We start from the raw sequence: 25377 nt of genomic DNA, 5'->3' as shown, positions 1-25377 counted from the left end.
TTACTGGCCTCTGATTTTGCTTCTGATCTGGCTTCTCATGTGGCGCAAGACACCATCGTTCGGACCTCCACCGGTGAAGCGGTGACGTTCTGGATCCTGGGCGCGCTGGCACTGATCGCCGCCCTTGGCGTGGTGCTGGCCGTCAACGCGGTGTACTCGGCGATGTTCTTGGCGATGACGATGATCATCCTGGCCGTGTTCTACATGGTCCAGGACGCGCTGTTTCTGGGCGTCGTTCAAGTCGTGGTCTACACCGGCGCGGTCATGATGCTGTTCTTGTTCGTGCTGATGCTGATCGGCGTGGACTCCGCGGAATCGCTGAAGGAGACCTTGCGCGGACAGCGGGTCGCCGCGGTGGCCACTGGGATCGGGTTCGGCATCCTGCTGGTCGGCGGCATCGGCAACGTGGCGACTGGCGGCTTCGCCGGACTGACCGCCGCCAACGCCAACGGCAATGTCGAAGGCTTGGCGGCGCTGATCTTCTTTCGCTACCTGTGGGCGTTCGAGCTGACCAGCGCGCTGTTGATCACCGCCGCGGTCGGAGCGATGGTGCTGGCTCACCGAGAGCGCTTCGAGCGTCGCAAGACCCAGCGTGAGCTCTCGCAGGAGCGCTTCCGTCCCGGCGGACACCCCACCCCCCTGCCCAACCCGGGCGTCTACGCCCGCCGTAACGCGGTCGATTCGGCAGCGCTGCTGCCCGACGGCACGTACTCGGAATTGTCGGTCTCCCCGATATTGCGCGGCCGGGGCGCGGATGGCACAGCGACCCTCTCCGCCGACACGGTCAACGGAGGTACGTCGTGAACCCGGCCAATTACCTTTACCTTTCGGCGCTGCTGTTCACCATCGGCGCCTCCGGTGTGCTGCTGCGACGCAACGCCATTGTCATGTTCATGTGCGTCGAGCTGATGCTCAACGCGGTCAATCTGGCGTTTGTCACGTTTGCGCGGATGCACGGCCATCTCGACGGACAGATGATCGCCTTCTTCACCATGGTGGTGGCCGCCTGTGAAGTCGTCGTCGGCCTGGCCATCATCATGACGATTTTCCGTGCCCGCAAATCGGCGTCCGTCGACGACGCGAACCTACTCAAAGGCTAAGAACGCCAACATGACTCACTACAGCTGGCTGCTGGTGGCGCTGCCCCTGGCGGGTGCCGCGATCTTGCTGTTCGGCGGCAGACGAACCGACGCGTGGGGTCATTGGCTGGGCTGTGCGGCGGCCGTCGCGTCGTTCGGCGTGGGCGCCACGTTGCTTGCCGACATGCTCAGCCGGGGCGAGGGCGACCGCGTTATCCGCCAGACGGTGTACACCTGGATCCCGGTGGGCGGCCTCCAGGTCGACTTCGGGCTGCAGCTCGACCAGTTGTCGATGTGCTTCGTACTGCTGATCACCGGCGTCGGGTCGCTGATCCATATTTATTCGGTCGCCTACATGGCCGACGACGCGGACCGCCGCCGATTTTTCGGCTATCTCAACCTGTTTCTGGCCTCGATGCTGCTGCTGGTGGTCGCCGACAACTATGCGCTGCTCTATGTCGGCTGGGAAGGCGTCGGGCTGGCGTCCTACCTGCTGATCGGTTTCTGGTATCACAAACCGTCGGCGGCGACGGCGGCCAAGAAGGCGTTCGTGATGAACCGGGTCGGCGACGCCGGATTGGCGCTGGGCATGTTCGTCATGTTCGCCACGTTCGGGACGCTGTCCTACAGCGGAGTATTCGCCGGTGCACCGGCCGCTGGTCGCGGTGCGCTGACCGCGATGGGGTTGCTGCTGTTGTTGGGCGCGTGCGCGAAGTCCGCTCAGGTTCCGCTGCAGGCCTGGCTGGGCGACGCGATGGAGGGTCCCACCCCGGTGTCCGCGCTGATCCACGCCGCTACCATGGTGACCGCCGGCGTGTATCTGATCGTGCGGTCCAACCCGCTGTACAACCTGTCGCCGGAGGCTCAGCTGGCCGTGGTCGTCGTCGGCGCCGTCACCTTGCTGTTCGGGGCGTTCATCGGCTGCGCCAAGGACGACATCAAACGCGCGCTGGCCGCATCGACGATGAGCCAGATCGGCTACATGGTGCTGGCCGCCGGTCTGGGCCCGGCCGGTTACGCCTTCGCGATCATGCACCTGCTCACCCACGGCTTCTTCAAGGCCGGCCTGTTCCTCGGGTCCGGCGCGGTGATCCACGCGATGAACGAAGAACAGGACATGCGCCGCTACGGCGGACTGCGGGCCGCGCTGCCGATCACGTTCGTCACCTTCGGGCTGGCCTATCTGGCGATCATCGGGGTGCCGCCGTTCGCGGGCTTTTTCTCCAAGGACGCGATCATCGAAGCGGCGCTCAATGTCGGCGGACCCCGAGGCTATGTGTTGGGCGGAGCGGCGCTGCTCGGTGCCGGCGTCACCGCGTTCTATATGACGCGGGTGATGCTGATGACCTTCTTCGGCAAGAAGCGGTGGGCGCCAGGGTCGCATCCGCACGAGGCGCCTGGGCTGATGACGTGGCCGATGATCTTGCTGGGGGTCGGCTCGGCGTTCTCCGGGGGCCTGTTCGCGGTCGGCGGAACCCTGCGGCACTGGCTCGAGCCCGTCGTCGGCGTACCCGAAGAAGCCGTCCACGCCATCCCGGCCTGGGTCAGCACCACGGTCACGCTCGCTGTCGTCGCCGCCGGCATCGCGGTGGCCTACCGGATGTATGCCACCACACCGATCCCGCGGGTGGCCCCCACCCAGGTGTCGGTGCTGACGACGGCCGCGCGCGCCGACCTCTACGGCGACGCCTTCAACGAGGAGGTGTTCATGCGTCCCAGCGCCCGCCTGACGGACACGCTGGTCGAAGTCGACAATGCGGGGGTGGACGGGTCGGTCAACGCGCTGGCCGCGCTGGTGAGCCGGACCTCGAACCGCTTGCGGCGCATGCAAACCGGCTTCGCCCGCAACTACGCGCTGTCGATGCTGGCCGGCGCGGTGCTGGTGGCCGCGGTGCTGTTGGCGGTGAACCTGTGGTGAGCAACTTTGCCTGGCTGAGCACGCTGTGGCTGGTGCCACTGGCCGGTTCGGTGCTGGTCATCCTGCTGCCCCCGGGACTGCGCCAACTGGCCAAGTGGACCGGCCTGGTCGCCAGCGTCGCGACGCTGGCCGTCTCGGCGGTCGTCGCAATCGGCTTCAAGCCCGGCTCCCAAACCGGCACAGAACCGTACCAGTTCGTCGAAAAGCATTCCTGGATACCGGCTTTCGGCGCCGGTTATACCCTCGGAGTGGACGGCATCGCGGTGGTGCTGGTGCTGTTGACCACGGTGCTGATTCCGCTGCTACTGGTAGCCGGCTGGAACGACGGAGATGGTGACGGCCCGCAGCGCCCGGCTTCGCCGAGCTTGCGATCGTCACGAGGTGGCGAGCGCACTCGCGGTGTGCACGCCTACGTCGCGCTGACGCTGGCCATCGAGTCGATGGTACTGATCTCGCTGGTCGCGCTGGACGTGCTGCTGTTCTACGTCTTCTTCGAAGCCATGCTCATCCCGATGTACTTCCTCATCGGCGGCTTCGGCCAGGGTCCGGGTCGCTCGCGCGCTGCGGTGAAGTTCCTGCTGTACAACCTGTTCGGCGGGCTGATCATGCTGGCGGCGGTGATCGGGTTGTATGTGGTGACCGCGCAACACGGTCCCGGCACCTTCGACTTCCGCGAGATCGTGGCCGGTGTTGCCTCGGGCCGCTACGGCGTGGACCCGGCGGTGTTCAAGGCGCTGTTCCTGGGATTCATGTTCGCGTTCGCCGTCAAGGCTCCGCTGTGGCCCTTCCACCGCTGGCTGCCCGACGCCGCGGTCGAGTCGACTCCCGCGACCGCGGTGCTGATGATGGCGGTGATGGACAAGGTTGGCACCTTCGGCATGCTGCGCTACTGCCTGCAGCTATTCCCTGACGCGTCAACGTATTTCCGTCCGCTGATCGTGACGCTGGCAATTATCGGTGTGGCCTACGGAGCGGTGGTGGCGATCGGTCAGACCGACATCATGCGGCTGATCGCCTACACCTCGATCTCGCACTTCGGGTTCATCATCGCGGGTATCTTCGTGATGACCACCCAGGGACAGAGCGGGTCGACGCTGTACATGCTCAACCACGGCCTGTCGACGGCGGCGGTGTTCCTGATCGCCGGCTTCCTCATCTCCCGCCACGGCAGCCGGTCGATCTCCGACTACGGCGGTGTGCAGAAGGTGGCCCCGGTCCTGGCCGGCACCTTCATGGTTTCGGCCATGGCCACCCTGTCGCTGCCCGGCCTGGCTCCGTTCGTCAGCGAATTCCTGGTGCTGCTGGGCACTTTCAACCGCTACTGGCTGGCCGCGGCGTTCGGAGTCACAGCCCTGGTCCTGTCGGCCATCTACATGCTGTGGCTCTACCAGCGGGTGATGACCGGGCCGGTGGCCAAGGGCAACGAACGGATCGGTGACCTGGTGGGCCGCGAAATGATTGTGGTGGCGCCGCTGATCGCGTTACTGCTCGTGCTGGGGGTCTATCCCAAACCGATGCTCGACCTCATCAACCCCGCGGTCGAGAACACCATGACCACCATCGGCCAGCATGATCCCGCGCCTCATGTACCCGTGAAAACCGGCGCCCCCCGGACAGCCGAAGGACCGCACCAATGACCTTGCCCAGCCCCAGCATTGAGTACTTTCTGCTCTGCCCGATGCTGATCGTCTTCGGCGTCGCGGTGGTCGGAGTGCTTGTCGAGGCGTTCCTGCCGCGTCGCATGCGGTACGGCGCCCAGGTGACGCTCACCGTAGGCGGATTCGTGGCCGCCTTCATTACAGTCATTATGGTGGCCAGGTCGATTCCGGCGTCCGGCCGACGCGCGGTGCTGGGTTCGGTGGCGGTGGATCGACCGGCGCTGTTCCTGCAGGGCACCATGTTGCTCGTCGCCGTGCTGGCGGTCATCTTCGTCGCCGAACGCAGCGCCCACCGGGTTGCCGCCCCGCACCGGGTGGCGGTCGCAGCGGGCACCGGCGGGCTGGATTCCTTTACCCCGCAGGCTTCCGCGGTGCCAGGCAGCGACGCCGAGCACGAGGCCGAGCGGGCCGGCGCCGCTCAAACCGAGCTCTTCCCGCTACTGACGCTGTCGGTCGGCGGCATGATGGTCTTCGCCGCGTCCAATGACCTGTTGACGATGTTCGTTGCGCTGGAAGTGTTATCGCTGCCGCTGTACTTGATGTGCGGGCTCGCTCGTCACCGCCGGCTGCTGTCGCAGGAAGCGGCGTTGAAATACTTTTTGCTGGGCGCCTTCTCGTCGGCGTTCTTCCTCTACGGAGTCGCATTGCTCTACGGTGCGACCGCCACGCTGACCCTGTCCGGTATCCGCGATTCGCTTACGGCACAAAGTGATACCTCAATGGCATTGGTCGGCGTCGGGCTGCTGTCGGTCGGCCTGCTGTTCAAGGTCGGCGCGGTCCCCTTCCATTCCTGGATTCCCGACGTGTACCAGGGCGCGCCCACCCCGATCACGGGATTCATGGCGGCCGCCACCAAGGTCGCGGCGTTCGGTGCGCTGCTGCGCGTGGTCTATGTCGCGCTGCCGCCGCTGCACGACCAGTGGCGCCCGGTGCTGTGGGCGATTTCGATCCTGACCATGGCGGTGGCCACCATCACCGCGGTGAACCAGACCGACGTCAAACGGATGCTGGCCTATTCGTCGGTCGCACACGTCGGCTTCATCCTCACCGGCGTCATCGCCGACAACCAAGCCGGCCTGTCGGCAACGCTGTTCTATCTGGTCGCCTACAGTTTTTCCACGGTGGGCGCATTCGCCATCGTGGGCCTGATCCGCAACGCCGAGGGAGTCGAGGACGCCAACCTGTCGCACTGGGCGGGGCTGGGTCAGCGTTCACCCATTGTGGGCGTCATGCTTTCGATGTTTCTGCTGGCGTTCGCCGGCATTCCACTGACCAGCGGGTTTATCAGCAAGTTCGCGGTGTTTAGGGCCGCGGCCCAAGGGGGGGCGGTGCCGCTGGTGATCATCGGTGTGATCGCCAGCGGGGTCGCCGCCTACTTTTACGTGCGCGTGATCGTGCTGATGTTCTTTACCGAAGGCACCGACGACACACCGCAAGTGGTGGCACCGGGCGTGCTGAGCAAAGCGGCCATCGCCGTATGTGCCCTCGTCACAGTGGTTTTGGGGATCATCCCGCAGCCGGTGCTCGATCTGGCCGAGCACGCCGCGCAGCTGCTGCACTAGCGCCAACACGGTACTGATCCAGTCACCGCGCTCAGCGGAGCCTGGGACGGCGGCGATCACAGCTACCACTCCTTTGCGGCTGTCGTCCGATTTTGTCCATGCGCACCCCCTAGCCGCCGGCTGCTGATAGATTTCGACAAGCACATATCCCCGCGGCGAATTCGGGCTATCCGCGGGGCGCGCTTGGTGGACCACCGACAGATATTGAATATTGGGCAATCGCTGTCCGGCGGCAATCGTGAAAATTGGAGTGAAATGACGGCGGCACAGGTTTCACATCATGCGATGACACCACGCCAGCGGATGACCGTTGTCGCGACCGGTCTCGGAATCTTCATGGTGTTTGTGGACATCAACATCGTGAACGTCGCGTTGCCCAGCATCCAAGCCGTTTACAAGACGGGTGAGCAGGGGCTTCAGTGGGCGGTCGCGGGCTACAGCCTCGGTATGGCTGCGGTACTGATGAGCTGCGCCTTGCTGGGTGATCGGTATGGGCGTCGGCGTGGATTCTTCATCGGGCTGGGGGTATTCGCCGCCGCGTCCATGGTCTGTGCGGTACCGGTCAGCCTGGGAATACTCACGGTGGCGCGGGTTGTCCAGGGCGTGGGCGCGGCGTTCATTTCGGTGCTCTCGCTTGCGTTGCTGAGTCACGCCTTCCCAGATCCGGGGATGAAAGCGCGGGCGATAGCCGGCTGGATGGCCATCGGCTGCATCGGTGCGGGTTCCGCCCCGGCATTGGGCGGGATCCTGGTGGAGAGTATGGGGTGGCGTAGCGTCTTCGCGGTGAACGTGCCGCTGGGAGTGGCCGTCTGGTTGCTGACCCGCCTGAGCGTGACCGAGTCCAAGGATCCCGATCCGACCCAGCTGGACTGGCCGGGACAGCTGATATTTGCCCCCGCGGTCGCCCTGCTCGCATACGCGATCATCGAGGCGCCGAGGGCGGACCGACAGCCCGGACTAATGGTCATATTGCTGTCGGTTGCGATCGTGCTCCTGTGGTTTTTCGTCCAGCACGAGCGTCGCGCTGTGTTTCCGCTGATTGATCTTCAGTTGTTTACCCACCCGGTGTACCGGTCGGCGCTGGTGGTCTACTTCGTGGTGATGTCCTGTTATTTCGGGACGTTGATGGTTATCACCCAGCATTTCCAGAACGTGCGCGGCTTCACTCCGCTGCATGCGGGTCTGTTGATGTTGCCGGTTCCGGTGGGGTTTGGAATTGCGAGCCTGTTGGCGGGGCGGGCGGTGGAAAGCTGGGGCCCCCGGCTGCCGGTGCTGATTTGTCTGGCGGCAATGATCGTCGGCCTGGCGCTCTTCGGGATCGCTATCGGTCGCGTGATGCCAGTGGTGGTTACCGGCCTGGCGCTGTTCGGAGCGGGGGCCGGCGGGTGCGCCACCCCGCTGTTGCATATCGCAATGACCCAGGTCGATGATCATCGAGCCGGTATGGCTGCCGGACTGATCAATCTGCAGCGGTCACTGGGCAGCATTTTCGGTGTCGCCTTGCTTGGTTCGATCCTCGCGGGTTGGCTCAGCGTCGCTCTGCCGGAGCGACTGGATGACGTGATCAGTGATCCCGCTGAGCGCGCATCGGTCCTTTCTTCGGTGGTCGACGGCGCGAATCCGCGTGCTCATGCCGCTGAAATCGGGCCCGGAAACCCGACGACGTCACAGCAGGAGCAGACGATCGTGCGCGTCGCGGACAAAGAGTTCATTCGCGGCGTCCAACTCGCGGTTGCCGGCGCTGCGGTGTTGCTCTCCGCCGCGCTGGCCCTTGGTGTGCGACGCTTTCCAAGCGGCGTTCCCAGCGCGCCATAAGAGTGCTGACAACCACTCTCAGCCAATACTTTTAGCCGAAGCCGGGGTAGCCGCACAGCTGCTGCCCAGCGGACAGCCCGTTGGGCCAGCGATCACTGACATGCCGACGTGACAGCCGGCCATGATTCTGGCTGTCCGTGGCCATGGCTAAGGCCTACATTCTGTCGTCTGAGCCTCGGAGTCGCGATCGCGGCCGCCGTCTGCCCGAACAAGTTCGACATCACCCACTGCACGAACTGGTTGCGATTGGCCGCCAGAAGTAGCCTGCGCGACGGACGCTGAACTGACTTCAGACCTTCATGGTCGGAGTGAGGGCGGCGTGCAGGATGCGGGCGTCACGGGTCGCGATCGTGAGGTTGCGCCTCAGGGCTTGCGCGACGACGACGCGGTCGAAGGGATCCCTATGCTCCCAGGGCAGTCGCGCTGCCAAGATGGCATCTTGTGAATCAATAGCCAACTCGGAAGCGCTCATGTCCGCAACGACCTCACTCCACGTGGACAGAAGCGCGTCGCCGTCGAGCCGACCGAGGCGTGTCTTGACGCCGATCTCCCACGCCGAACCGGCCGTAACCCAGAGATTGGTATCAGAGCGAGACAACACCTTCAGCGCGTCGGCGTCCAGCTTCGATGGCGTGCTGACCAGCCAGACGAACGTGTGCGTGTCGAGTAATACGTTCACGACTCGTTCTCTTCCCAGTTGGCAAGCTCCGACTCAGGCAGCGGATCGTCAAAGTCGTCGGGTACCACCAGATTTGGGAACTGACCAAACCGCCGCGGCACCGGCTGGATAGGGACAAGCATGGCGACAGGTCGACCGTAACTGGTAATGGTGATCGAGGCGCCGGTGCGCTGAACTTCGGCTAACAGAGCATTGAGCCGATTCTTTGCCTCGGTGCTCGTCACGATCTCCATGTGAGCCACACTAAACGCTGTGAGGCTATCTAGCTAGATACGCTAGCTTGTCTAGCTGACATAGTTCGATATGCCGCGCCCATGCGCCCGGCGTCGCGTCGCAGCGGGCTTGTCAGCCGGTCCGGAACCTGGCTGAGCACGCCGCACAGTCGTCGCACTGAGCCAGATCGCCGGATCGTCACCGTGCTTAGCGGAAGAACCCGGACTGGCTGTCGCCGGTGTTGAAGCCACCCGAGTTGAGCGTGCCCGAGTTGAACCAGCCCGCGCCGCCGTCGCCCGAGTTGCCGATGCCCGAATTCAAGCCGAGGCCCGTGTTCGTGTTCTGGAGGCCGGAGGTGGCGGGGCCGGTGTTGTTGAAACCCGAGACGTCGGTGCGGGTGTTGTTGAAGCCCGACACCGAACCGGGCTGGTCAATTGAGCTGCCAAGGCCCGTATTCACGCTGCCGGCGTTGAACAGGCCGGTGTTGGTGGCACCCGAATTGAAGAAGCCGGTGTTGTTCGCGCTCGAGTTGAAGGAGCCGGTGTTTCCGCCCGGTGTGGGGAAGGTGCCGCCGCCCGAGTTGAAGTCGCCGGTGTTGAAATCGCCCGAGTTGAAGAAGCCCATGTTGTCGGAGCCGGCGTTGCCTAAGCCCACGTCCATGATGCCCCCATTGCCGAAGCCGAAATCGAGGTTGCCCCCGTTGCCGGCGCCGGTGTTCCAATTGCCGGTATTCCAGAAACCCGTGTTGATATTGCCGGAGTTCGTAAATCCGAAATTGCCGTTGCCCGAGTTGAAGAAGCCGACGTTGTTGTCGCCGGAGTTGAAGAACCCGATGTTGTTGTTGCCCGAGTTCCCGAGACCGATGTTTCCGGTGCCCGAGTTCAGCCCGCCGATGCCGACCTGGTTGTTGCCGGTGAGCCCGAAGCCGATGTTGTTGTTGTTGTTGTTGTTGCCATGGTTCCCGAAGCCGAGGTTCTTGCTACCGAAGTTGCCGAAGCCGACGTTGTAGGAGCCGTGGTTGCCGGATCCCACGTTCATGGGTCCCCAGTTTCCGAAGCCGAAGTTGTTGCTGGAGTGGTTTCCGCTTCCCAGGTTTGCGTGGCCCCAGTTTCCGAAGCCGAAGTTTCTGTTGCCGTCGACGGGTCCGGTATTGCCGCTGCCGAAGTTGAGATCGCCGCGATTTCCGTTACCGAGGTTGAGGCTGCCGAAATTTCCGTTGCCCAGGTTGTAGTTGCCGATGTTTCCGATGCCCACATTCCAGGCGCCGGTGTTGCCGAAGCCGGTATTGATCGCCGGCAAGATCGACGCCGCGGCAGCCGCCACCGGACTGGCCGCCACCGTCGAGCCGACCGCCGCCGCGACAGCCCCGATCGAGCCGACCGACACCGCACCGGCCACTCGGCCCGCCACACCTTGTAGCGCACCCCGCCATGACGCCAACTGCCCGGCGATCACCGACACCCCGCTGTGGTATCCGGCCATCGTGGCCACCGCCGACGCCCACATCCCCTCATACTCGGCCTCGGCCGCCGCAATCGCCGGCACGTTCTGCCCCAACAGATTCGACATCACCAACTGCACGAACTGATTGCGGTTGGCCACCACCACCGGCCGCACCATCGCCGTCCGCGCGGCCTCGAACACACTGGCCACCGCGTTGGCTTGAGCCGCCGCTCCCGCAGCCCGCGCCGCAGCGACATTGAGCCAACCCGCATAGGGAGTCGCGGCCGCCGCCATCGCCTGCGCCGCCGGATCCTGCCACACCTGACCCGCCAACCCGAACGTCACCGACGAAAACGACGACGCAGCAGAGCCCAACTCAGCAGACAAACCATCCCGGGCCGTCGCGGTCTGCAACATCGGGGCCGAACCGGCACCAGAAAACATCCCCAACGAATTGATCTCCGGAGGCAAGACTGAAAAATTCATCGCATCCGTCCCTTCTGAGCCCCGGCCAGCATCGGCCGATCGGCGAAAACCGAGCATCGCGCGAACCCATCACGCCCAGTAGGGCCTTCAGACCCTACTGCGCGGGACGAAGGTTCAGACCGTTGCGAGTGAGCCGCCGTGCCGCCGACGATCATCGACGTGATCTAGGGCCGATTCCGCGCCTCGGCACCCGGCTGGCCAACCAGCGCAATGTCGCGCCGCGCAGCCGCCGTCAACGCGTGTTAGGTGTGCGCCACAAAGGCTTTCATGTTTCGGTCCGCACTCGACCGATCGGCGCACGGTAGGACGCCGACGCAGGCCGCGGCGGCGCCAGCGGATGCAACGAAAAGCGGATACCCGTTCCGTTAGGGCTGACCGAGGATCCCCGCCTGGTTGTCGCCCTGGTTGAACAGGCCCGCACTGCCGTCACCGGAGTTCCCGACACCGGAGCTGCCAAGTCCCGAGTGGAAGAGACCCGAGCTGAAGCCAAGCGTGGCCGTGTTACCGATGCCGTAAACGAAGCTGCCCGAATTGCCGATTCCGGTGTTGTTGTTACCCGAGTTGAACAGGCCCGTCTGGCCGTCACCGGTGTTCTGGAAGCCGGAGCCGGAGTCACCGCGGTTCTGGAAGCCGGAGGTGTCGTTGCCGTTGTTGAAGAAGCCCGACACGTTGGTACCGGTGTTACCGAAGCCCGACGACGTCGCGCCGGCGGGGGTGAGCGCGCTACCGACGCTGGTGTTGAGATCGCCCGAGTTGAACAGGCCGGTATTGACGTCACCCGCATTGCCGAAGCCGGTATTCAGGCTGCCCGAGTTGAAGAAGCCGGTATTCAGGCCCTGGCCCGGGAAGGCTGAGCCGCCGGCATTGAAGCCGCCGGTGTTGTCCTGACCCGCGTTACCCAAGCCCAGGTTTGCATCGCCCGAATTTCCGAAGCCCATGTTGGTGAAGCCGCCATTGCCGAAACCAAAGTTGATGGAGCCACCGTTGCCGAAGCCGGTGTTGGTGTTGCCGGAGTTCCAGAAGCCCGAGTTGGTGTCGCCGGAGTTGGCGAAGCCGAAGTTGCCGGTCCCCGAGTTGAAGATCCCGAAATTCCCCTCACCGGAGTTGAAGAAGCCGATGTTGTTGTTGCCCGAGTTCCCGAAGCCCATGTTGTTGAGGCCCGCGTTCAACATGCCGATGCCGACCTGGTTGTCGCCGGTGAGGCCGAAGCCGATGTTGTTGTTGCCGTTGTTGCCGAAACCGAAGTTGTTGTCGCCGATGTTCGCGAAGCCGATGTTGGAGGAGCCGATGTTGGCGCTACCTATGTTGAATGCGCCCTGGTTCGCATCCCCGAAGTTGTTGCCGTTACTGAAATCGAACGGGTTAAAGGTGTTGCCACTGCCCAGGTTTCCGCTGCTGAAGGAATTTCCGAAGCCGAAGTTCCCATTACCGAAGAAGTTTCCGCTGCCGAAGTTGAGATTGCCCCGGTTGCCCCAGCCGAAATTGGTGTTGCCCGTGTTTCCGCTGCCGAAGTTGGCAAAGCCGAAGTTGCCACCACCCGAGTTGAGGTTGCCGATGTTTCCGCCGCCTGAGTTCAGGCTGCCGAAGTTCCCGTTGCCCAGGTTGAACGAGCCGATATTGCCGCCACCGACGTTCCAGTCGCCGGTGTTTCCAAGACCGCTGTTGGACAACACAATCCCAAAGGGTGCCGCGGCCGGTGACGCGGCCGCCGCACCGACGGCCGATGCCGCCGCCTGACCCAGGCCCGGCAACCCGGACAACGCCTGTTGCCACGACTGCAACGCCGATGCTGCCGTCGCCGCCCCACCGTGATAGCCGACCATCGCGGACACATCCGCGGCCCACATCTCCTCGTAGATACCCTCAGCAGCCGCGATCAACGGCGCGTTCTGCCCGAACACATTGGAAAGGACCAGCTTCACGAAGGCATTCCGGTTCGCGGCCACCTCGAGCGGATGAACCATGGCCGACCGCGCTGCCTCGAACGCACTCGCCACCGCCTTGGCAGACGCCGATGCTCCCACCGCCCGTGCCGAGGCCGCCTCCAAGAATCCCGCGTATGGTGCCGCCGCGGCGGCCATGGCCGCGGCGGCGGCGCCCTGCCAGGCCTGGCCAGTCAGGCCCGAGGTCACCGACGTGAACGACTGCGCCGCCGTGCCCAGCTCCTCAGCCAACCCGTCCCAGGCTGCCGCCGCCTGCAGCATCGGCGCAGATCCCGCACCGGTGAACATGCGCAGCGAATTGATCTCTGGGGGCAAGACAAAGAAGTTCATCAGCTAGTCCTTTCGTCCGGTCGCCACACCGCATTCCTCCCCGGGCCGCGCAACGGACGCTTGAGCTTCGGGCGACCGTCCACAGCACTACACCGGTTATCGCAGACTTTAGGAAAATCGCCGCCTGAATGTGGGAGTTCCGTCAAACTCGTTGAACATTGTTGCTGACAGCAACCTCGACCGGGTTCACGCTTAGCCCATGAACGGGCGGGTGGCCAGCACGTAGATGGCCACCACCGCCACCGGTGCCACCAACGGCAGCCACGGCACCTGCAGCGGGAATGACGTCGCGACCAATCCGGCGAAGGCGAATCCGGCCGCGGACACGGTCGTCGGCACACTGCCTACTACGAGGCCGATGGCGGTGCCGACGGCATGCCGGCACACCAGGTAGGCGGCTGCGCACAACCCCGACAATGCGGCAAGCCCCTGCGACGGGTCCGACATCACCAGCACCGACACCGAGAGCAGCACAGCAATCGTTGCCGCCGGCCGGAACGCGATCCCCGCCGCCACGGCAAGAGCGGCCGCAATTCCGGCGGCAACGGCCGGCCCGTGCGAGCCGACGACGGCGGATGCCACCATCAGCAGACCGAACAACGAGGACCCGACCCGACTGACCTGGCCGACCTGACCAGCAGAAACGCCCATGTCAGTGCCTTCCCGCCAGCTGTCCGCGCCCCCGACGACGGCGATCCGGCAAGGTGCTCAGCGACTGCTCCAACGGACGATCCCCCTGCCACGACAGCACGTCGACACCGACGGTGGCCATGTCGCGATACATCGCGGAGCGCTGCAGCGCCCACAGCCGCACCACCAGTGGATCCTGCTCGCCCTCGAACGGAGAGCCGTCGAGAACGTCGACGGCAACCACCACATGGCCGCGTTTGCGCAAGTCAATCAGCGCCAGCGCGAATTCGGTGTCGAGCAGGGTGGAGAACGCGATGACAATCGCCCCCGCCGGGACGGCAGCACGCGGCGCCAATGTCCCGGTAGTCCTCTCGAACCCGTCGCCGGTGCCCAGCACGGTATCGAGCACTCGATAGAACTGGCGCTGGCCGATGTCGGCGCCCAGCCACCGGGGGCGATTGCCGCCCAGCGCGACGATCCCGGCGCGGTCACCGTTGCGCAGTGCGGTCTGTACTACCTGAGCGGCGCCACGCGCGATTCGTTCGGTGGCCTCGGTCGCCGGGCCCGGCGGCTGCCGATAGGTGTCGATGAGCACGACCACGTCGGCGGCGCGGTCGGTCAACCGCTGCGTCACGTGCAATCGGCCGCGCCGCGCGCTTACCGCCCAGTTGACGGCACGCAGCTGATCACCCGGCACGTAGGGGCGAATGTCTGCGTATTCCACGCCCGGGCCGATGTGCCGGGTGAGGTGGGCACCCAAGCGGTCGAGCAACTCGGTCTGCGGAATCGCCGTGGGCTGTGGCGGTGTCAATGGAAATACCACGACTTCGGCTGCGTCGACGGTTCCCGTCCCAGTCAGCAAACCTCCGCGCGCGACCACGTCGACCCGGGCCCGGATGGGATAGCGCCCCCACCGCGGGGCCGACACGGCAACTATTCTGGCTGGGCGGCAATCTGATTCGACAACATCGAGCTGCATACCGGTAGGCGTCGAGACCGTGACGTCGACCAGCCCCGACACGGATTGCGCGGTGGAATCCGTTGTGGCCCAAACCTTGACGTGTGCCTGCTCATTCTCGAAGCAGCGCTGCGAATCCGGCTCGCCGTGCACCTGGACGGCCGGGGCCGGTCGCTGCCAGTAGATAGAGCACAGCACGCCGAGCAGCGGCGCCGCGAACGCGATCAGCTGCCACCGACCGCCGATGACGGCAGCCGCCAGCGCCGCTGCCGCACCGGTAGCGATCGCCAGCGTCAACGGTGAGGCGCGCCAGCGCAATTCGACTTCACGAGTTTGGATCATTCGTCCCACTGGTTCGCGGAACAGGCAAGCGCCGCAACAGTTCTCCGACGACGTCGGCGCCCTGTACCTTTCGCACCCACATCTCCGGACGCAAGGTGATCCGGTGTGCGATCGAGGCGGTGGCCAGCGCCTTGACGTCTTCGGGAATCACATAGTCGCGTCCGAGCAGCAGGGCGCGGGCACGCGCGAGTTGGACCAGGTCGAGTTCGGCTCGCGGACTGGCGCCGACGGCGACCTGGGGATGATGCCGCGTCGCGGTGGCCAGTGACACCACGTAGTGCAAGACGTCCTCGTGGACGGTCACCTGCTCGACCGATTCCCGCATCGCCAGCAGGTCGTGCAGGTCGACGACCTGGTTCACCGTCGGTTCGGCCGACCCGCGGTCGAGACGACGGCGCAGCATCGCGGTCTCGTCCCGCTCGGAGAGGTAGCGCAGCTCGAGGCGGATCGCGAACCGATCCAGCTGCGCCTCGGGCAGCGGGTAGGTGCCCTCGTACTCGATCGGGTTGTCGGTGGCCAGCACGATGAACGGCGTGGGCAGCTTGTGCGTCTTGCCGTCGATGCTGACCTGGCCCTCGGCCATTGCCTCGAGCAATGCCGCCTGGGTTTTCGGCGGTGTGCGGTTGATCTCGTCGGCCATCAGCAGGTTGGTGAAAATCGGACCGGGGCGAAACTCGAAGCGGCCGGACTGCATGTCGTAGATCGTCGAGCCGAGCAGGTCGGCGGGCAGCAGGTCGGGCGTGAACTGCACCCGCTTGAATTCCAGCCCCAGCGCGGCGGCGAAGGAGCGTGCGATCAGCGTCTTGCCCAGCCCGGGCAGGTCCTCGATGAGCACGTGGCCGCGCGCCAGGACGGCGGTGAGGATCAGCGTGAGCGCGGCGCGCTTGCCCACCACCACGCGTTCGATTTCGTCGAGCACCGCCTCGCACCGGGCCGTCGTCGTCGCGACCGGCATATTCATGATCGGGTCATGATCGAGTCACATTCGTCCTACCAGCGTCATACCAGCTCGAATTTTTCCAGGATCGCCTCGAGCGCCGCGCGGCCGGGACCGGGCTGATGCGCACCGGAGCCCACGACGTTGTTCGGGTTGACCCATTCCCACAACTCGGCGCCGAACATCATCTGGCCGGTGGCATGAAACGCCGCCGGGTCTTTGGCCAGCCGTTGACCGGTCGCGATTTCATATCGGCGCGCAAGCATCGGACGCAGGTGCCGGTCCCAGTCCGCGCGGGTGGATTCCGACCACCGGATCGTGGTCTCGGTGCTCGACAGCCAGCGGCGCAATCCGTCGCCGAGATCGTCGTGCGCGGGCTCGGCGGCCGGCGATGATCCGCGGCCGAGGACACGGCGGACATTGAGCAACACCAGGCCCACCGCCACCCCGGAAGCCGCGAGCACGAACCGGCGATCCTGCACGATCAGCCCCAGCAGCTCGATTCCGGCGATGAGGCAAACACCCAGGACGACAAGCTTTTTCACACAGCAGCTCCCTGGGTGCGGGGCGCCAGCTCGTCGAGCACCAGCCGAAGCACCCGGACCGCGAGTTCCCGGTGCCCCTCGTTCATCACGTGCGGACTGAACCGCGCCTCGGCGAACAGGTTGACCAGCTGTCCGGCGTTGTCAGCACGCAGGACACCGTGTGCGACGGCGCGGGCCAGCACCTCGGTGGGGGTGTCGAAGTCCTGGGGAACGGCACCGGGAACGTTGGCGAGCTCCCGCTCCATGGCCGCGTAGCAGGCGATGATCGCCTCCCGCGGCTCACGATCGAGATCGGTCATCTCGGCCAACCCCAATTCGGCCGCCCGAGCCAGCAATTCCGACCCCTCGGCCGGCCCCGGGAATTCGACGTCGTCGGCGGCGACGCTCGCCGGGAGCGCGGCGCGCCACCGCCGCCGCGCCATGATGGCTGCCGCCACGACGATCATGATCAACAGCGGAACCGTGTACGCGAGCAGGATTTCCAGGGTGTGTCCGGGATTGTCCGGCGGGTGCTGCCTCGGCGGCGACGGGGGGCGGGGCGCCGGCGGTGGCGCGCTCTGATCCGCCGAGGGCAGGGAGGAAGCCACTTCCTGCGGCACCACCAGCCGCGCGAGCAGCGTCGCGACCAGCAGCCAGGCGGCGATCACGCCCAGCCCGACGAGCAGCACCCGCCAACTCGGGCGTCCCTTGCCGCCGCCCAGCATCTCGGACAGGTTCCCCGCACTGGGCGCCTCCGCGCGTGGATCGCGCAATCGCGCGATCATCGCGAACGCCATCAGCGCGACACTCGCGCTCAGGGCGACGATCACAAACGTCAGCGCCGCCCGGCCGCTACCCGGCTCCGAGTGCGAGCCGCCGTCGGCAGCCGGCAGATAGCCACGCAGGGCAGCAGCGACCAGGATCAATAGCAGGATCAGCGCGACAACGCGTCCTGTCGGCTTGTCGATAGCGGGCATCTGACACACCTGCCTGCCGCCGCTGCGGCGTGGGATTTCTTCATACTGGCACGGCAAATGCCCCTGTCGCCAGCAGCGGCCGAAGTCTTACTCCCGCCGGAACGGCCGAAAGCTGCCGTCGAGAACCTCGTGGTGGCCGATCGTGCGGCCGGTGACCACGGACGCATCAACGAGTGCCAATTCCACTGCCGCCCTGGCGAATTCATCCGCCGAGGCGGTGTCGGCGAATTCCCGGGCATAGTAGGCCAACCCCGGAGTGAAGACCGGCTTCGACGGCGCCAGCGCGTTGACCGCGATGTTATGGCCGGCGAGATCGAAGGCCGCGCATTGGGTCAGATGCTCGAGTGCCGCCTTGGCGCCGCCGTATCCGGGCAGCACCCCGCCGCTGCGGTCCGGATAGGGCCCGTCGCCGGGTAACCGGGAGGCCACCGAGGTGATGTTGACGACCCAGCCGCCGCCCGCCGCGATCATGTCGGGACAGGCGGATTGCATCAACTCGTAGGCAGCGAACACCGAAATCTCGAAGTGCCGGCGATAGGCGGCCAACGGGATACTGAGGAAACCGGGCCAGCGGGGTTTGCCGTCGGTCGGCCTGGCCGGCTTGGCCCGCGGTGGCGCACCCGGTACCGGCGGGCGGCCGGGCGCGGTGAACGCCGCATTATTGACCAGGATCGTGATCGGCCCCAACGTATCTCGCGCTTCGGTCACCAGCCGGGCGACGTCGTCGCGCTCGGTCAGGTCGGCCCGCACCGCGATCGCGCGTCCGCCGGCCGCCTCGATATCGGCCACGGTTTCACCGATCGTCCCGGGCAGCCGGTCGTCCCACACCTGCTCGGTGCGCCCGGCAACGGCCACCGCCGCGCCCTCCGCCGCCAGCGCCAACGCGATAGCGCGGCCCAATCCGCGGCTGGCGCCGGTGACCACGGCGCCGCGGCCGGCCAGCCGCCGCGTCACCGGGTCACCCCGTGCACCAGGATCGCGGCGGTCTGCTCCACCCACGTGTCGTCGAGCTTTTCGTCCGGGCGCAGCAGCATCCGCAGCATCGTGGCTCCCCCGATCAATTCGATCAACCGGTCCGGGTCGACGTCGGGATGCGCCTCACCACGCCCGACAGCCTCCCGCAACCGTGCCCGCACGGCGCCGAACAGGTCGGTGAAGCGTGACATCACCCGGGCGTTGAGCACTGCATCGGCGGTCATATCGGCCACCAGGCCGGGCAACGCGGCCCGTACCACCGGGGTGGTGAACACGTCTCGGGTCGCGGCGAGCATCATCGCGATGTCGGCGGCGATATCGCCCGCCGGAGCCTCCAGCGCCGTGGGCGCTGCCGGGAACGCGGCCTCGTGAACCAGCTCGGCCTTACTCGACCAGCGCCGGTACAACGCCGATTTCGTGGTCCCGGCACGTTCGGCGACCGCGGCCAGGCTCAGGTTCGAATAGCCGATCTGCACAAGCAGTTCCGCGGTCGCCGCCAAGATCGCCGAATCGATCCTCGGGTCGCGGGGCCGCCCGGCGCCCGGGGCCTTGTCAACGGAGGACGGGTCTGCTTTCATAACGCTACCTACCGTATCGTAATTATTGCGAGAAGGAAGACCTGTGGCCAACGAACCGGCGATCGGCGACATCGACCGCCTGCAGCGCTCGAGTCGTGACGTCACCACCCTGCCGGAGGTGATGTCGCGATGGCTGTCGACCGTGTTGCCCAGCGGCGCAACACCCGAGGTGAGCGTGGAAAGCGGCGTCGACTCCACCGGCATGTCGTCGGAAACAATCATCGTCACCGCGCGCTGGCATCAGGACGACCAGCCCATCGAGCAGAAACTGGTAGTCCGGGTGGCGCCCGCCGCCACGGATGTGCCGGTGTTCCCCACCTATCGACTCGACCACCAATTCGAGGTGATACGGCGAGTTGGCGAACTGACCGATGTCCCCGTCCCCAACGTGCGCTGGATCGAGCCCACCGGGGACGTGCTCGGCACTCCGTTCTTCCTGATGGATTACGTCGACGGAGTGGTGCCGCCCGACGTGATGCCCTACACCTTCGGCAACAACTGGTTCGCCGACGCCCCGGCCGAGCGTCAGCGCGAACTACAGGACGCTACGGTGGCGGTGCTGGCCACACTGCATTCGATCCCCGACGCGCAGAACACCTTTGGCTTCCTGGCCAACGATTTCCCCGGCGATACCGCGCTGCGCCGGCATTTCAACGGGGTTCGTGCCTGGTACGACTTCGCGTTACTTGACATCGGCCGCTCACCACTGCTGGAGCGAACGTTGGACTGGCTCAACGACAACTGGCCGCACGAAGCGGCTGCGCGCCAGCCGGTGCTGCTATGGGGCGACGCCCGGGTGGGCAACGTCATGTACCGCGACTTCCGGCCGGTGGCGGTGCTGGACTGGGAAATGGTCACGCTGGGTCCGCGCGAACTCGACGTCGCGTGGATGATCTACGCGCACCTGGTCTTTCAAGAGCTGGCCGCGCTGGCGACGCTGCCCGGGCTGCCCGAGGTGATGCGCGAAGACGACGTCCGGGCCACCTATGAGCGTCTTACCGGCGCGGAACTTGGGGATCTGCATTGGTTTTACGTGTATTCCGGTGTCATGTGGGCCTGCGTGTTCATGCGTACCGGCGCGCGCCGCATTCACTTCGGCGAGATCGACAGACCTGACAACGTCGAATCGCTGTTCTACCACGCCGTTTTGATGAAGCGCCTTATCGGAGAGGACGACTGATGATCGGGCCACTCGACGAATATCCGGTACACCAGCTTCCGCAGCCGATCGCCTGGCCGGGTTCCTCCGACCGCAACTTCTATGACCGCTCCTACTTCAACGCCCACGACCGCACCGGAAACATCTTTGTGATCAGCGGTATCGGCTACTACCCCAACCTGGGAGTAAAGGACGCATTCCTGCTGATCAGGCGCGGCGACACGCAAACGGCGGTACACCTTTCCGACGCCATCGACCAGAACCGGTTGCGCCAGCACGTTAACGGCTACCGCATCGAGGTCATCGAGCCGCTGCGCAAGCTGCGCCTAGTCCTCGACGAAACCGAAGGCATCGCAGCCGATCTCACCTGGGAAGGGCTGTTCGACGTCGTCCGGGAACAGCCGCACATCCTACGGTCCGGCAACCGGGTGACGCTGAATGCACAACGGTTCGCCCAGCTGGGCAGCTGGAGCGGCCGGATAGCGATCGACGGCGAAGAGATCGCGGTGGACCCCGCCACCTGGATCGGCAGCCGCGACCGGTCCTGGGGCATCCGGCCGATCGGTGAGCCCGAGCCGGCCGGCCGGCCCGCCGATCCGCCGTTCGAGGGCATGTGGTGGCTGTATCTGCCGATGGCGTTCGACGATTTCGCGGTCGTGCTGATCATTCAGGAGGAGCCGAACGGATTCCGCTCGCTCAACGATTGCACCCGGGTGTGGCGTGACGGCCGCGTCGAGCAGCTGGGCTGGCCGCGGGTGACAATCCACTACCGCTCCGGCACACGGATCCCCACCGGGGCGACCATCGGTGCGACGGCACCCGACGGCACCCCGGTGCATTTCGACGTGGAGTCCAAGCTGCCGGTGCCCATCCACGTCGGCGGCGGCTACGGCGGTGATTCGGACTGGTTGCACGGCATGTGGAAGGGCGAGAAATTCGTCGAGCGGCTGACCTACGACATGACCGATCCGGCGATCATCGCACGGTCCGGCTTCGGCGTCATCGACCACGTCGGCCGTGCGATGTGCCGCGACGGCGACGCCGAACCGGTGGAGGGCTGGGGTCTGTACGAGCACGGCGCGCTGGGACGTCATGACCCGTCGGGGTTCGCCGACTGGCTGACGGTTGCACCGTAAGCGCGCCGTAACCGGGGCGCCGGCCACCGCCCTCGACGTCAATGGATCACGCTACGGTCAGCCCCAAGGACGGTGCCGATGTCCTACCGGCGGCGGCTGTCGGGCGGGCTCCGGCTTCGATGATCGCGGGCAGGTCGGCGAAAACAATTTTCCGACGGATCCGCCGAAATGCGGTTGACTAGGGGACGTGACAAACCCACGCTGGATTGTCGACGTGGTCATAGTGGGCGCCGGCTTCGCCGGACTGGCGGCAGCCCGCGACCTGACCGGTCAGGGTCATGACGTGCTGGTCTTCGAAGGCCGCGACCGCGTCGGCGGCCGCTCCCTCACCGGCAACGTCGCGGGATTACCGGCCGATATGGGCGGCACATTCGTCGGACCCACTCAAAACCAGGTCCTGGCCCTGGCCGACGAGCTGCGCGTTCCGACCATCCCGACCTACCACGACGGCAAGAACGTGATCCACTGGCGGGGCGCGGTGCGCCCTTACAGCGGCACGATCCCGAGGCTTTCGCTGGCCGGACTGCTCGACATCGCGCGGTTGCGCTGGCAATTCGAGCGGCTGGCCCGCGGCGTGCCGATATCGGCGCCCTGGGATGCGCCGCGAGCGCGCGAACTCGACGGCGTGTCACTGGGTCAGTGGTTGCGCGCGGTGCGCGCCACGGGGTCGTCGCACGAGCTGATGGCCATCATGGCCCGGGTGACCTGGGGTTGCGAACCCGAAGACGTGTCCATGCTGCACGCCACCCGCTATGTGCGCGCGGCCGGCGGCCTGGACCGCCTGCTCGACGTCGAAAACGGCGCCCAGCAGGATCGATTCGCGGGCGGCACCCAGCAGATCGCCGACCTGGCGGCGGCTGAGCTGGGAAACCGGGTGGTGCTCGACGCGCCGGTGCGTCGCATCGACCGGCACGGCGCCGGGGTGACGGTCACGTCGGATCAGGGACAGGCCGAAGCCGGGTTCGTCATCGTGGCGATCCCGCCCGCACACCGCGCGGCCATCGAATTCAATCCCCCGCTGCCGCCGGAATACCTGGAACTCGCCCGGCATTGGCCGCAGGGCCGGTTGAGCAAGGCCTACGCCGCGTATTCGACGCCGTTCTGGCGCGCCAATGGATTCTCCGGTCAGGCCTTGTCCGACAACGGCCCGGTGTTCATCACCTTCGATGTCAGCCCACATGACGACGGGCCGGGCATCCTCATGGGTTTCGTCGATGCCCGCGCATTCGACTCACTGCCCTCCGAGCAGCGCCGCCGCGACACGCTGCGGTGTTTCGCGTCGCTATTCGGCGACGAAGCGCTCAAGCCTCTCGACTACGCCGATTACCGTTGGGGCAGCGAGCAATTCGCCCCGGGCGGTCCCACCGCAGCAGTGCCGCCCGGTTCGTGGACCAAATACGGGCGGTTGCTGCGCGAACCGGTTGGGCCGATTCACTGGGCGGGCACGGAAACCGCGGATGAATGGACCGGCTATTTGGAGGGCGCTGTCAGGTCCGGTCGGCGTGCGGCCACCGAAGTCTCCGCACTGCTATGAGCTGATCCGCCGGACCGTGGAATTCCGCGCAACCGATTCGGCCAGGGTACGCAAATGACGGTTCACCTCGTGGTGCTGTTCCAGCATCGAGCAGTGGCCGCCCGGCAACTCGACCAGATCGAAGACATTGGGTGCGGCACTGGCGATTTTGCGGGACTGGCTGATCGGTGTCAGCCGATCGCGCTTGCTGCCGATCACCAGGGTCGGCACCGTCAAACCGTCGAGGTTGATATGCCGAGGCCCCAGTTCCTGGACGAGCATCCGCGCACAGCCGCCGCGCCCTGCCGGTGAGGTCTGCGCGAACAGCTCGTAGACCAGCCGCGCAGTGCTCGGGTGGGCATCGGCCCCGACGGCCATCATTGCGACCATCAACTGGGTCGGTATCCGGACCGCGCCAGGGATCCGAAATCCCCCGAACGCGTTGATCAAGCCACGGCCGGCCAGCACTCGTGCCGCCGACAATTCCCGTGGCACCGACAGCAACTTCACCTTGCTGAGCAGATCGCCGGTGGTCGTGTTGATCAAGGCGACCGCGTCGGCGCGCCGGTGTACCTTGTGGCGGTATCGTTCCGACCAGGCCGAGATGGTGATTCCGCCCATCGAATGTCCGGCGATCAATGCCCGCTCGTGTGGGGCCAGCGTCGCATCCAGCACCGAATCCAGGTCGGAGGCAAGGTGTTTGAGGGTGTAACTGTCGCGTCGCGGGATGCCGCTGTGCCCGTGCCCGCGGTGGTCGAAAGCGATCACCCGATAGTCGGTGGCCAGGTCCGCGATCTGATATGCCCACACTCGGATGGAGCAGACGAAGCCATGGGTCAACACGATCGGATAGCCGTCCGGCGGCCCGAACACCTGGGTGTGCAGCGAAGTCCCGTCGGCCGCGCGAACAGTCAAGGTGCGACTGGGCGGCAGCGCATCGGGCAATTGGTTCGGCACACTGCCGCGGGTGGACTTCATCGCCGCTCCCCCTTCGAACGCGGCTTCGTCGCCGCCCTCCGGATGGCGCCGAGTTTACCTGACGGTAATGTGGGACCGGTCACATTTACGGGAAAACGATCTGATAACGACGCTGAGCAGTCGACATTTCGGTCTTGGGCGGGTATGAGACGCTGACACCGTGTCCCAGATGTCCCGCCGGGAGTTCTTGGCGGCAACGGCGGGTTTGACCTGTGCCGTCGGTACCGGTGCGACGGCCGGGTGCGCCGGGACAGCGCCTCCGGACAACAAGGCGGTCCTGGTCATCGGCGCCGGAATGGCGGGGCTGGCCGCGGCGCGCAGTCTTGCCGACGCGGGTTGGCCGGTGCGGGTGATCGAAGCCCGCAATCGGGTTGGCGGCCGGGTGAATACCACTCGCGATTGGGGTCCGCCACTGGAAATGGGCGCCTCGTGGATTCACGGCACGACGAATAACCCGTTGGTGGAGTTGGCGCGCAAAGTACAGGCTCAACTCGCGCCGACCGACTACAACCAGGCAGCCAAGCTGGTGATCGATCCTCGTCTAGGGCCGGTCGAGTACCGCCAGGCGACTTGGCGCGCGCTGGTGGGGCAGGCTCGCGACGAGGTCGACGGCGGGAGTCTGGGTGCCGCCCTCAACGCCCAGGCGGAGCGCGACGAGTTGTCCGATAGCGAACGCGCCCAATTGGCCTACTACGTCAACACCGAGATCGAAGACGAGTACGCCGCGGATGCAGACCAGCTCTCCGCCACGACGTTCGACCGGGGCACGTACACCGGCGGACCGCAGATGGTCATCACCAGCGGATACGATGCCGTGCCACGCTCGCTGGCCGACGGCCTTCCCGTCGTCCTCAATACCGTGGCCACAGCGGTGGTGCGGCAAGGTAATTCGGTGATCGTGCGAGCCGGTGACCGGTCCTTCGAAGGACCCGCTGCGATCCTCACCGTTCCGCTCGGCGTGCTGCAAGCCGGGGCGATAGCGTTCGATCCGCCGCTTCCGGACGGACACGCACACTCCTTGCGGGCGCTGGGATTTGGCGTGCTGTCCAAGAGCTACTTCCGCTTCGCGCAGCGGACCTGGGACCTGGAAAACGCGTTCTACCAATTTCTGGGCGCAGACGGCGGCATGTGGGCGCAATGGCTGACGTTGCCGGCCGCCGCCGGGCCGATCGTGTTGGCTTTCAACGCCGGTCACCGCGGCCGGTACGTGGAGTCCTCGGCACCCGGTGAGTTGATGGCCTCCGCGCTGCCCATCGCCCGGCAGTTGTTCGGCAATGACGTCGCCCTCGTCGACGTCACATCGTCGAGCTGGACCGTCGATCCCTATGCCCTTGGCTCGTACTCGTTCCACGCGCCGGGTTCCGGTCTCGACGATCGCCGCCGGCTGCAGGAACCGATCGGTGACCGGCTTTACCTCGCCGGCGAGGCCGTCGGCGAGGACAATCCCGCCACCGTGCACGGCGCCTTGCTCAGCGGCCGACACGCTGCGGCCGAATTGATGCGCCGGCTGGGGTGACCTGGGGTGAGGTTGCCGGCGTGGCCGG

At 65.8% G+C, this 25377-nt stretch carries 22 protein-coding genes; 10 read left to right on the top strand and 12 right to left on the bottom strand.

Features of this window, described 5'->3' with window-relative positions:
- Nucleotides 1-27 precede the first annotated feature (27 nt).
- The 6 genes from EET10_RS07230 (at nucleotide 28) to EET10_RS07205 (ending at nucleotide 8032) form a co-directional block, all read left to right on the top strand.
- Nucleotides 28-804, top strand: a complete 777-nt coding sequence (locus EET10_RS07230) for an NADH-quinone oxidoreductase subunit J (RefSeq protein ID WP_051490590.1) — start codon at nucleotides 28-30, stop codon at nucleotides 802-804.
- The gene (nuoK, locus tag EET10_RS07225; protein WP_007168303.1) at nucleotides 801-1100 is read left to right on the top strand and encodes an NADH-quinone oxidoreductase subunit NuoK; all 300 of its coding nucleotides are present in this window, start codon (nucleotides 801-803) and stop codon (nucleotides 1098-1100) included. Before EET10_RS07230 ends, nuoK begins: the two co-directional genes overlap by 4 nt.
- A gap of 10 nt (nucleotides 1101-1110) precedes the next feature.
- Nucleotides 1111-2997, top strand: coding sequence for an NADH-quinone oxidoreductase subunit L (gene nuoL, locus EET10_RS07220; RefSeq protein WP_099188131.1), 1887 nt, complete (start codon nucleotides 1111-1113; stop codon nucleotides 2995-2997).
- Entirely contained in the window at nucleotides 2994-4634 is a 1641-nt protein-coding gene (locus EET10_RS07215) for an NADH-quinone oxidoreductase subunit M (protein ID WP_099188129.1), read from the top strand. Before nuoL ends, EET10_RS07215 begins: the two co-directional genes overlap by 4 nt.
- Nucleotides 4631-6217, top strand: a complete 1587-nt coding sequence (gene nuoN, locus EET10_RS07210) for an NADH-quinone oxidoreductase subunit NuoN (RefSeq protein WP_122502003.1) — start codon at nucleotides 4631-4633, stop codon at nucleotides 6215-6217. The genes EET10_RS07215 and nuoN overlap by 4 nt, the downstream gene beginning before the upstream one ends.
- Before the next feature lie 285 nt (nucleotides 6218-6502).
- Nucleotides 6503-8032 carry an MFS transporter gene (locus tag EET10_RS07205; RefSeq protein WP_122502758.1) on the top strand — a complete coding sequence of 510 codons (1530 nt, stop codon included), beginning with the start codon at nucleotides 6503-6505 and terminating at the stop codon, nucleotides 8030-8032.
- A gap of 289 nt (nucleotides 8033-8321) precedes the next feature.
- Here the strand turns inward: EET10_RS07205 and EET10_RS07195 are convergent, their stop codons facing one another.
- The 11 genes from EET10_RS07195 to EET10_RS07145 all read right to left on the bottom strand — a co-directional run bounded on the left by EET10_RS07195 (nucleotide 8322) and on the right by EET10_RS07145 (nucleotide 19047).
- Nucleotides 8322-8711 carry a type II toxin-antitoxin system VapC family toxin gene (locus tag EET10_RS07195; protein WP_036404200.1) on the bottom strand — a complete coding sequence of 130 codons (390 nt, stop codon included), beginning with the start codon at nucleotides 8709-8711 and terminating at the stop codon, nucleotides 8322-8324.
- Nucleotides 8708-8944: a type II toxin-antitoxin system Phd/YefM family antitoxin gene (locus EET10_RS07190; protein WP_036404201.1), complete on the bottom strand. Its 237-nt coding sequence runs from the start codon at nucleotides 8942-8944 to the stop codon at nucleotides 8708-8710. The genes EET10_RS07195 and EET10_RS07190 overlap by 4 nt, the downstream gene beginning before the upstream one ends.
- Nucleotides 8945-9131: 187 nt before the next feature.
- The gene (locus EET10_RS07185; RefSeq protein WP_122502002.1) at nucleotides 9132-10853 is read right to left on the bottom strand and encodes a PPE family protein; all 1722 of its coding nucleotides are present in this window, start codon (nucleotides 10851-10853) and stop codon (nucleotides 9132-9134) included.
- 365 nt (nucleotides 10854-11218) lie between these two features.
- Nucleotides 11219-13126, bottom strand: a complete 1908-nt coding sequence (locus EET10_RS07180) for a PPE family protein (protein ID WP_036404203.1) — start codon at nucleotides 13124-13126, stop codon at nucleotides 11219-11221.
- Nucleotides 13127-13318: 192 nt separating this feature from the next.
- Nucleotides 13319-13777, bottom strand: coding sequence for a hypothetical protein (locus tag EET10_RS07175; RefSeq protein ID WP_036404205.1), 459 nt, complete (start codon nucleotides 13775-13777; stop codon nucleotides 13319-13321).
- A gap of 1 nt (nucleotide 13778) precedes the next feature.
- The gene (locus EET10_RS07170; RefSeq protein ID WP_036404207.1) at nucleotides 13779-15056 is read right to left on the bottom strand and encodes a DUF58 domain-containing protein; all 1278 of its coding nucleotides are present in this window, start codon (nucleotides 15054-15056) and stop codon (nucleotides 13779-13781) included.
- A complete protein-coding gene (locus tag EET10_RS07165) occupies nucleotides 15040-16017 on the bottom strand; it encodes an AAA family ATPase (protein ID WP_036404209.1) in 978 nt (325 codons plus the stop codon). Before EET10_RS07165 ends, EET10_RS07170 begins: the two co-directional genes overlap by 17 nt.
- Nucleotides 16018-16055: 38 nt before the next feature.
- A complete protein-coding gene (locus tag EET10_RS07160) occupies nucleotides 16056-16538 on the bottom strand; it encodes a hypothetical protein (RefSeq protein WP_036404211.1) in 483 nt (160 codons plus the stop codon).
- Nucleotides 16535-17494, bottom strand: coding sequence for a DUF4129 domain-containing protein (locus EET10_RS07155; protein ID WP_036404214.1), 960 nt, complete (start codon nucleotides 17492-17494; stop codon nucleotides 16535-16537). Before EET10_RS07155 ends, EET10_RS07160 begins: the two co-directional genes overlap by 4 nt.
- An 87-nt stretch (nucleotides 17495-17581) precedes the next feature.
- A complete protein-coding gene (locus EET10_RS07150) occupies nucleotides 17582-18448 on the bottom strand; it encodes an SDR family NAD(P)-dependent oxidoreductase (protein ID WP_036404216.1) in 867 nt (288 codons plus the stop codon).
- Nucleotides 18445-19047: a TetR/AcrR family transcriptional regulator gene (locus EET10_RS07145; protein WP_063467516.1), complete on the bottom strand. Its 603-nt coding sequence runs from the start codon at nucleotides 19045-19047 to the stop codon at nucleotides 18445-18447. Before EET10_RS07145 ends, EET10_RS07150 begins: the two co-directional genes overlap by 4 nt.
- Nucleotides 19048-19090: 43 nt before the next feature.
- On the opposite strand from EET10_RS07145, the gene EET10_RS07140 reads away from it, so the two are divergent.
- The 3 genes from EET10_RS07140 (at nucleotide 19091) to EET10_RS07130 (ending at nucleotide 22876) form a co-directional block, all read left to right on the top strand.
- Nucleotides 19091-20227 carry a phosphotransferase family protein gene (locus EET10_RS07140; protein WP_036404220.1) on the top strand — a complete coding sequence of 379 codons (1137 nt, stop codon included), beginning with the start codon at nucleotides 19091-19093 and terminating at the stop codon, nucleotides 20225-20227.
- The gene (locus EET10_RS07135; protein ID WP_036404222.1) at nucleotides 20227-21342 is read left to right on the top strand and encodes an Rv3169 family protein; all 1116 of its coding nucleotides are present in this window, start codon (nucleotides 20227-20229) and stop codon (nucleotides 21340-21342) included. The genes EET10_RS07140 and EET10_RS07135 overlap by 1 nt, the downstream gene beginning before the upstream one ends.
- A gap of 187 nt (nucleotides 21343-21529) precedes the next feature.
- Nucleotides 21530-22876 carry a flavin monoamine oxidase family protein gene (locus EET10_RS07130; RefSeq protein ID WP_036404224.1) on the top strand — a complete coding sequence of 449 codons (1347 nt, stop codon included), beginning with the start codon at nucleotides 21530-21532 and terminating at the stop codon, nucleotides 22874-22876.
- On the opposite strand, the gene EET10_RS07125 is transcribed toward EET10_RS07130, so the two are convergent.
- Entirely contained in the window at nucleotides 22871-23833 is a 963-nt protein-coding gene (locus EET10_RS07125; RefSeq protein ID WP_036404226.1) for an alpha/beta fold hydrolase, read from the bottom strand. The two genes, EET10_RS07130 and EET10_RS07125, sit on opposite strands and share 6 nt — an antisense overlap.
- A 169-nt stretch (nucleotides 23834-24002) precedes the next feature.
- Here EET10_RS07125 and EET10_RS07120 point away from each other — a divergent pair, with 169 nt between their 5' ends.
- Complete coding sequence (locus EET10_RS07120; protein WP_081260636.1) at nucleotides 24003-25349, top strand: flavin monoamine oxidase family protein; 1347 nt, start codon at nucleotides 24003-24005, stop codon at nucleotides 25347-25349.
- Nucleotides 25350-25377 lie beyond the last annotated feature (28 nt).

It is taken from the genome of Mycobacterium pseudokansasii (genome assembly GCF_900566075.1).
GTDB lineage: Bacteria > Actinomycetota > Actinomycetes > Mycobacteriales > Mycobacteriaceae > Mycobacterium > Mycobacterium pseudokansasii.
The sequence above is the reverse complement of the archived record's forward strand: the minus strand, read 5'-3'. Positions and strand labels throughout refer to the sequence as shown.

Excerpts from the sequence above, each read along its gene's own strand:
- EET10_RS07190 (WP_036404201.1), bottom strand. The coding sequence starts at position 8,944 with ATGGAGATCGTGACGAGCACCGAGGCAAAGAATCGGCTCAATGCTCTG.
- EET10_RS07180 (WP_036404203.1), bottom strand. The coding sequence starts at position 13,126 with ATGAACTTCTTTGTCTTGCCCCCAGAGATCAATTCGCTGCGCATGTTC.
- EET10_RS07165 (WP_036404209.1), bottom strand. The coding sequence starts at position 16,017 with ATGAATATGCCGGTCGCGACGACGACGGCCCGGTGCGAGGCGGTGCTC.
- EET10_RS07175 (WP_036404205.1), bottom strand. The coding sequence starts at position 13,777 with ATGGGCGTTTCTGCTGGTCAGGTCGGCCAGGTCAGTCGGGTCGGGTCC.
- EET10_RS07120 (WP_081260636.1), top strand. The coding sequence starts at position 24,003 with ATGTCCCGCCGGGAGTTCTTGGCGGCAACGGCGGGTTTGACCTGTGCC.
- EET10_RS07170 (WP_036404207.1), bottom strand. The coding sequence starts at position 15,056 with ATGATCCAAACTCGTGAAGTCGAATTGCGCTGGCGCGCCTCACCGTTG.
- EET10_RS07145 (WP_063467516.1), bottom strand. The coding sequence starts at position 19,047 with ATGAAAGCAGACCCGTCCTCCGTTGACAAGGCCCCGGGCGCCGGGCGG.
- EET10_RS07135 (WP_036404222.1), top strand. The coding sequence starts at position 20,227 with ATGATCGGGCCACTCGACGAATATCCGGTACACCAGCTTCCGCAGCCG.
- nuoL (WP_099188131.1), top strand. The coding sequence starts at position 1,111 with ATGACTCACTACAGCTGGCTGCTGGTGGCGCTGCCCCTGGCGGGTGCC.
- EET10_RS07205 (WP_122502758.1), top strand. The coding sequence starts at position 6,503 with ATGACACCACGCCAGCGGATGACCGTTGTCGCGACCGGTCTCGGAATC.
- EET10_RS07185 (WP_122502002.1), bottom strand. The coding sequence starts at position 10,853 with ATGAATTTTTCAGTCTTGCCTCCGGAGATCAATTCGTTGGGGATGTTT.
- EET10_RS07155 (WP_036404214.1), bottom strand. The coding sequence starts at position 17,494 with ATGCCCGCTATCGACAAGCCGACAGGACGCGTTGTCGCGCTGATCCTG.
- nuoN (WP_122502003.1), top strand. The coding sequence starts at position 4,631 with ATGACCTTGCCCAGCCCCAGCATTGAGTACTTTCTGCTCTGCCCGATG.
- EET10_RS07125 (WP_036404226.1), bottom strand. The coding sequence starts at position 23,833 with ATGAAGTCCACCCGCGGCAGTGTGCCGAACCAATTGCCCGATGCGCTG.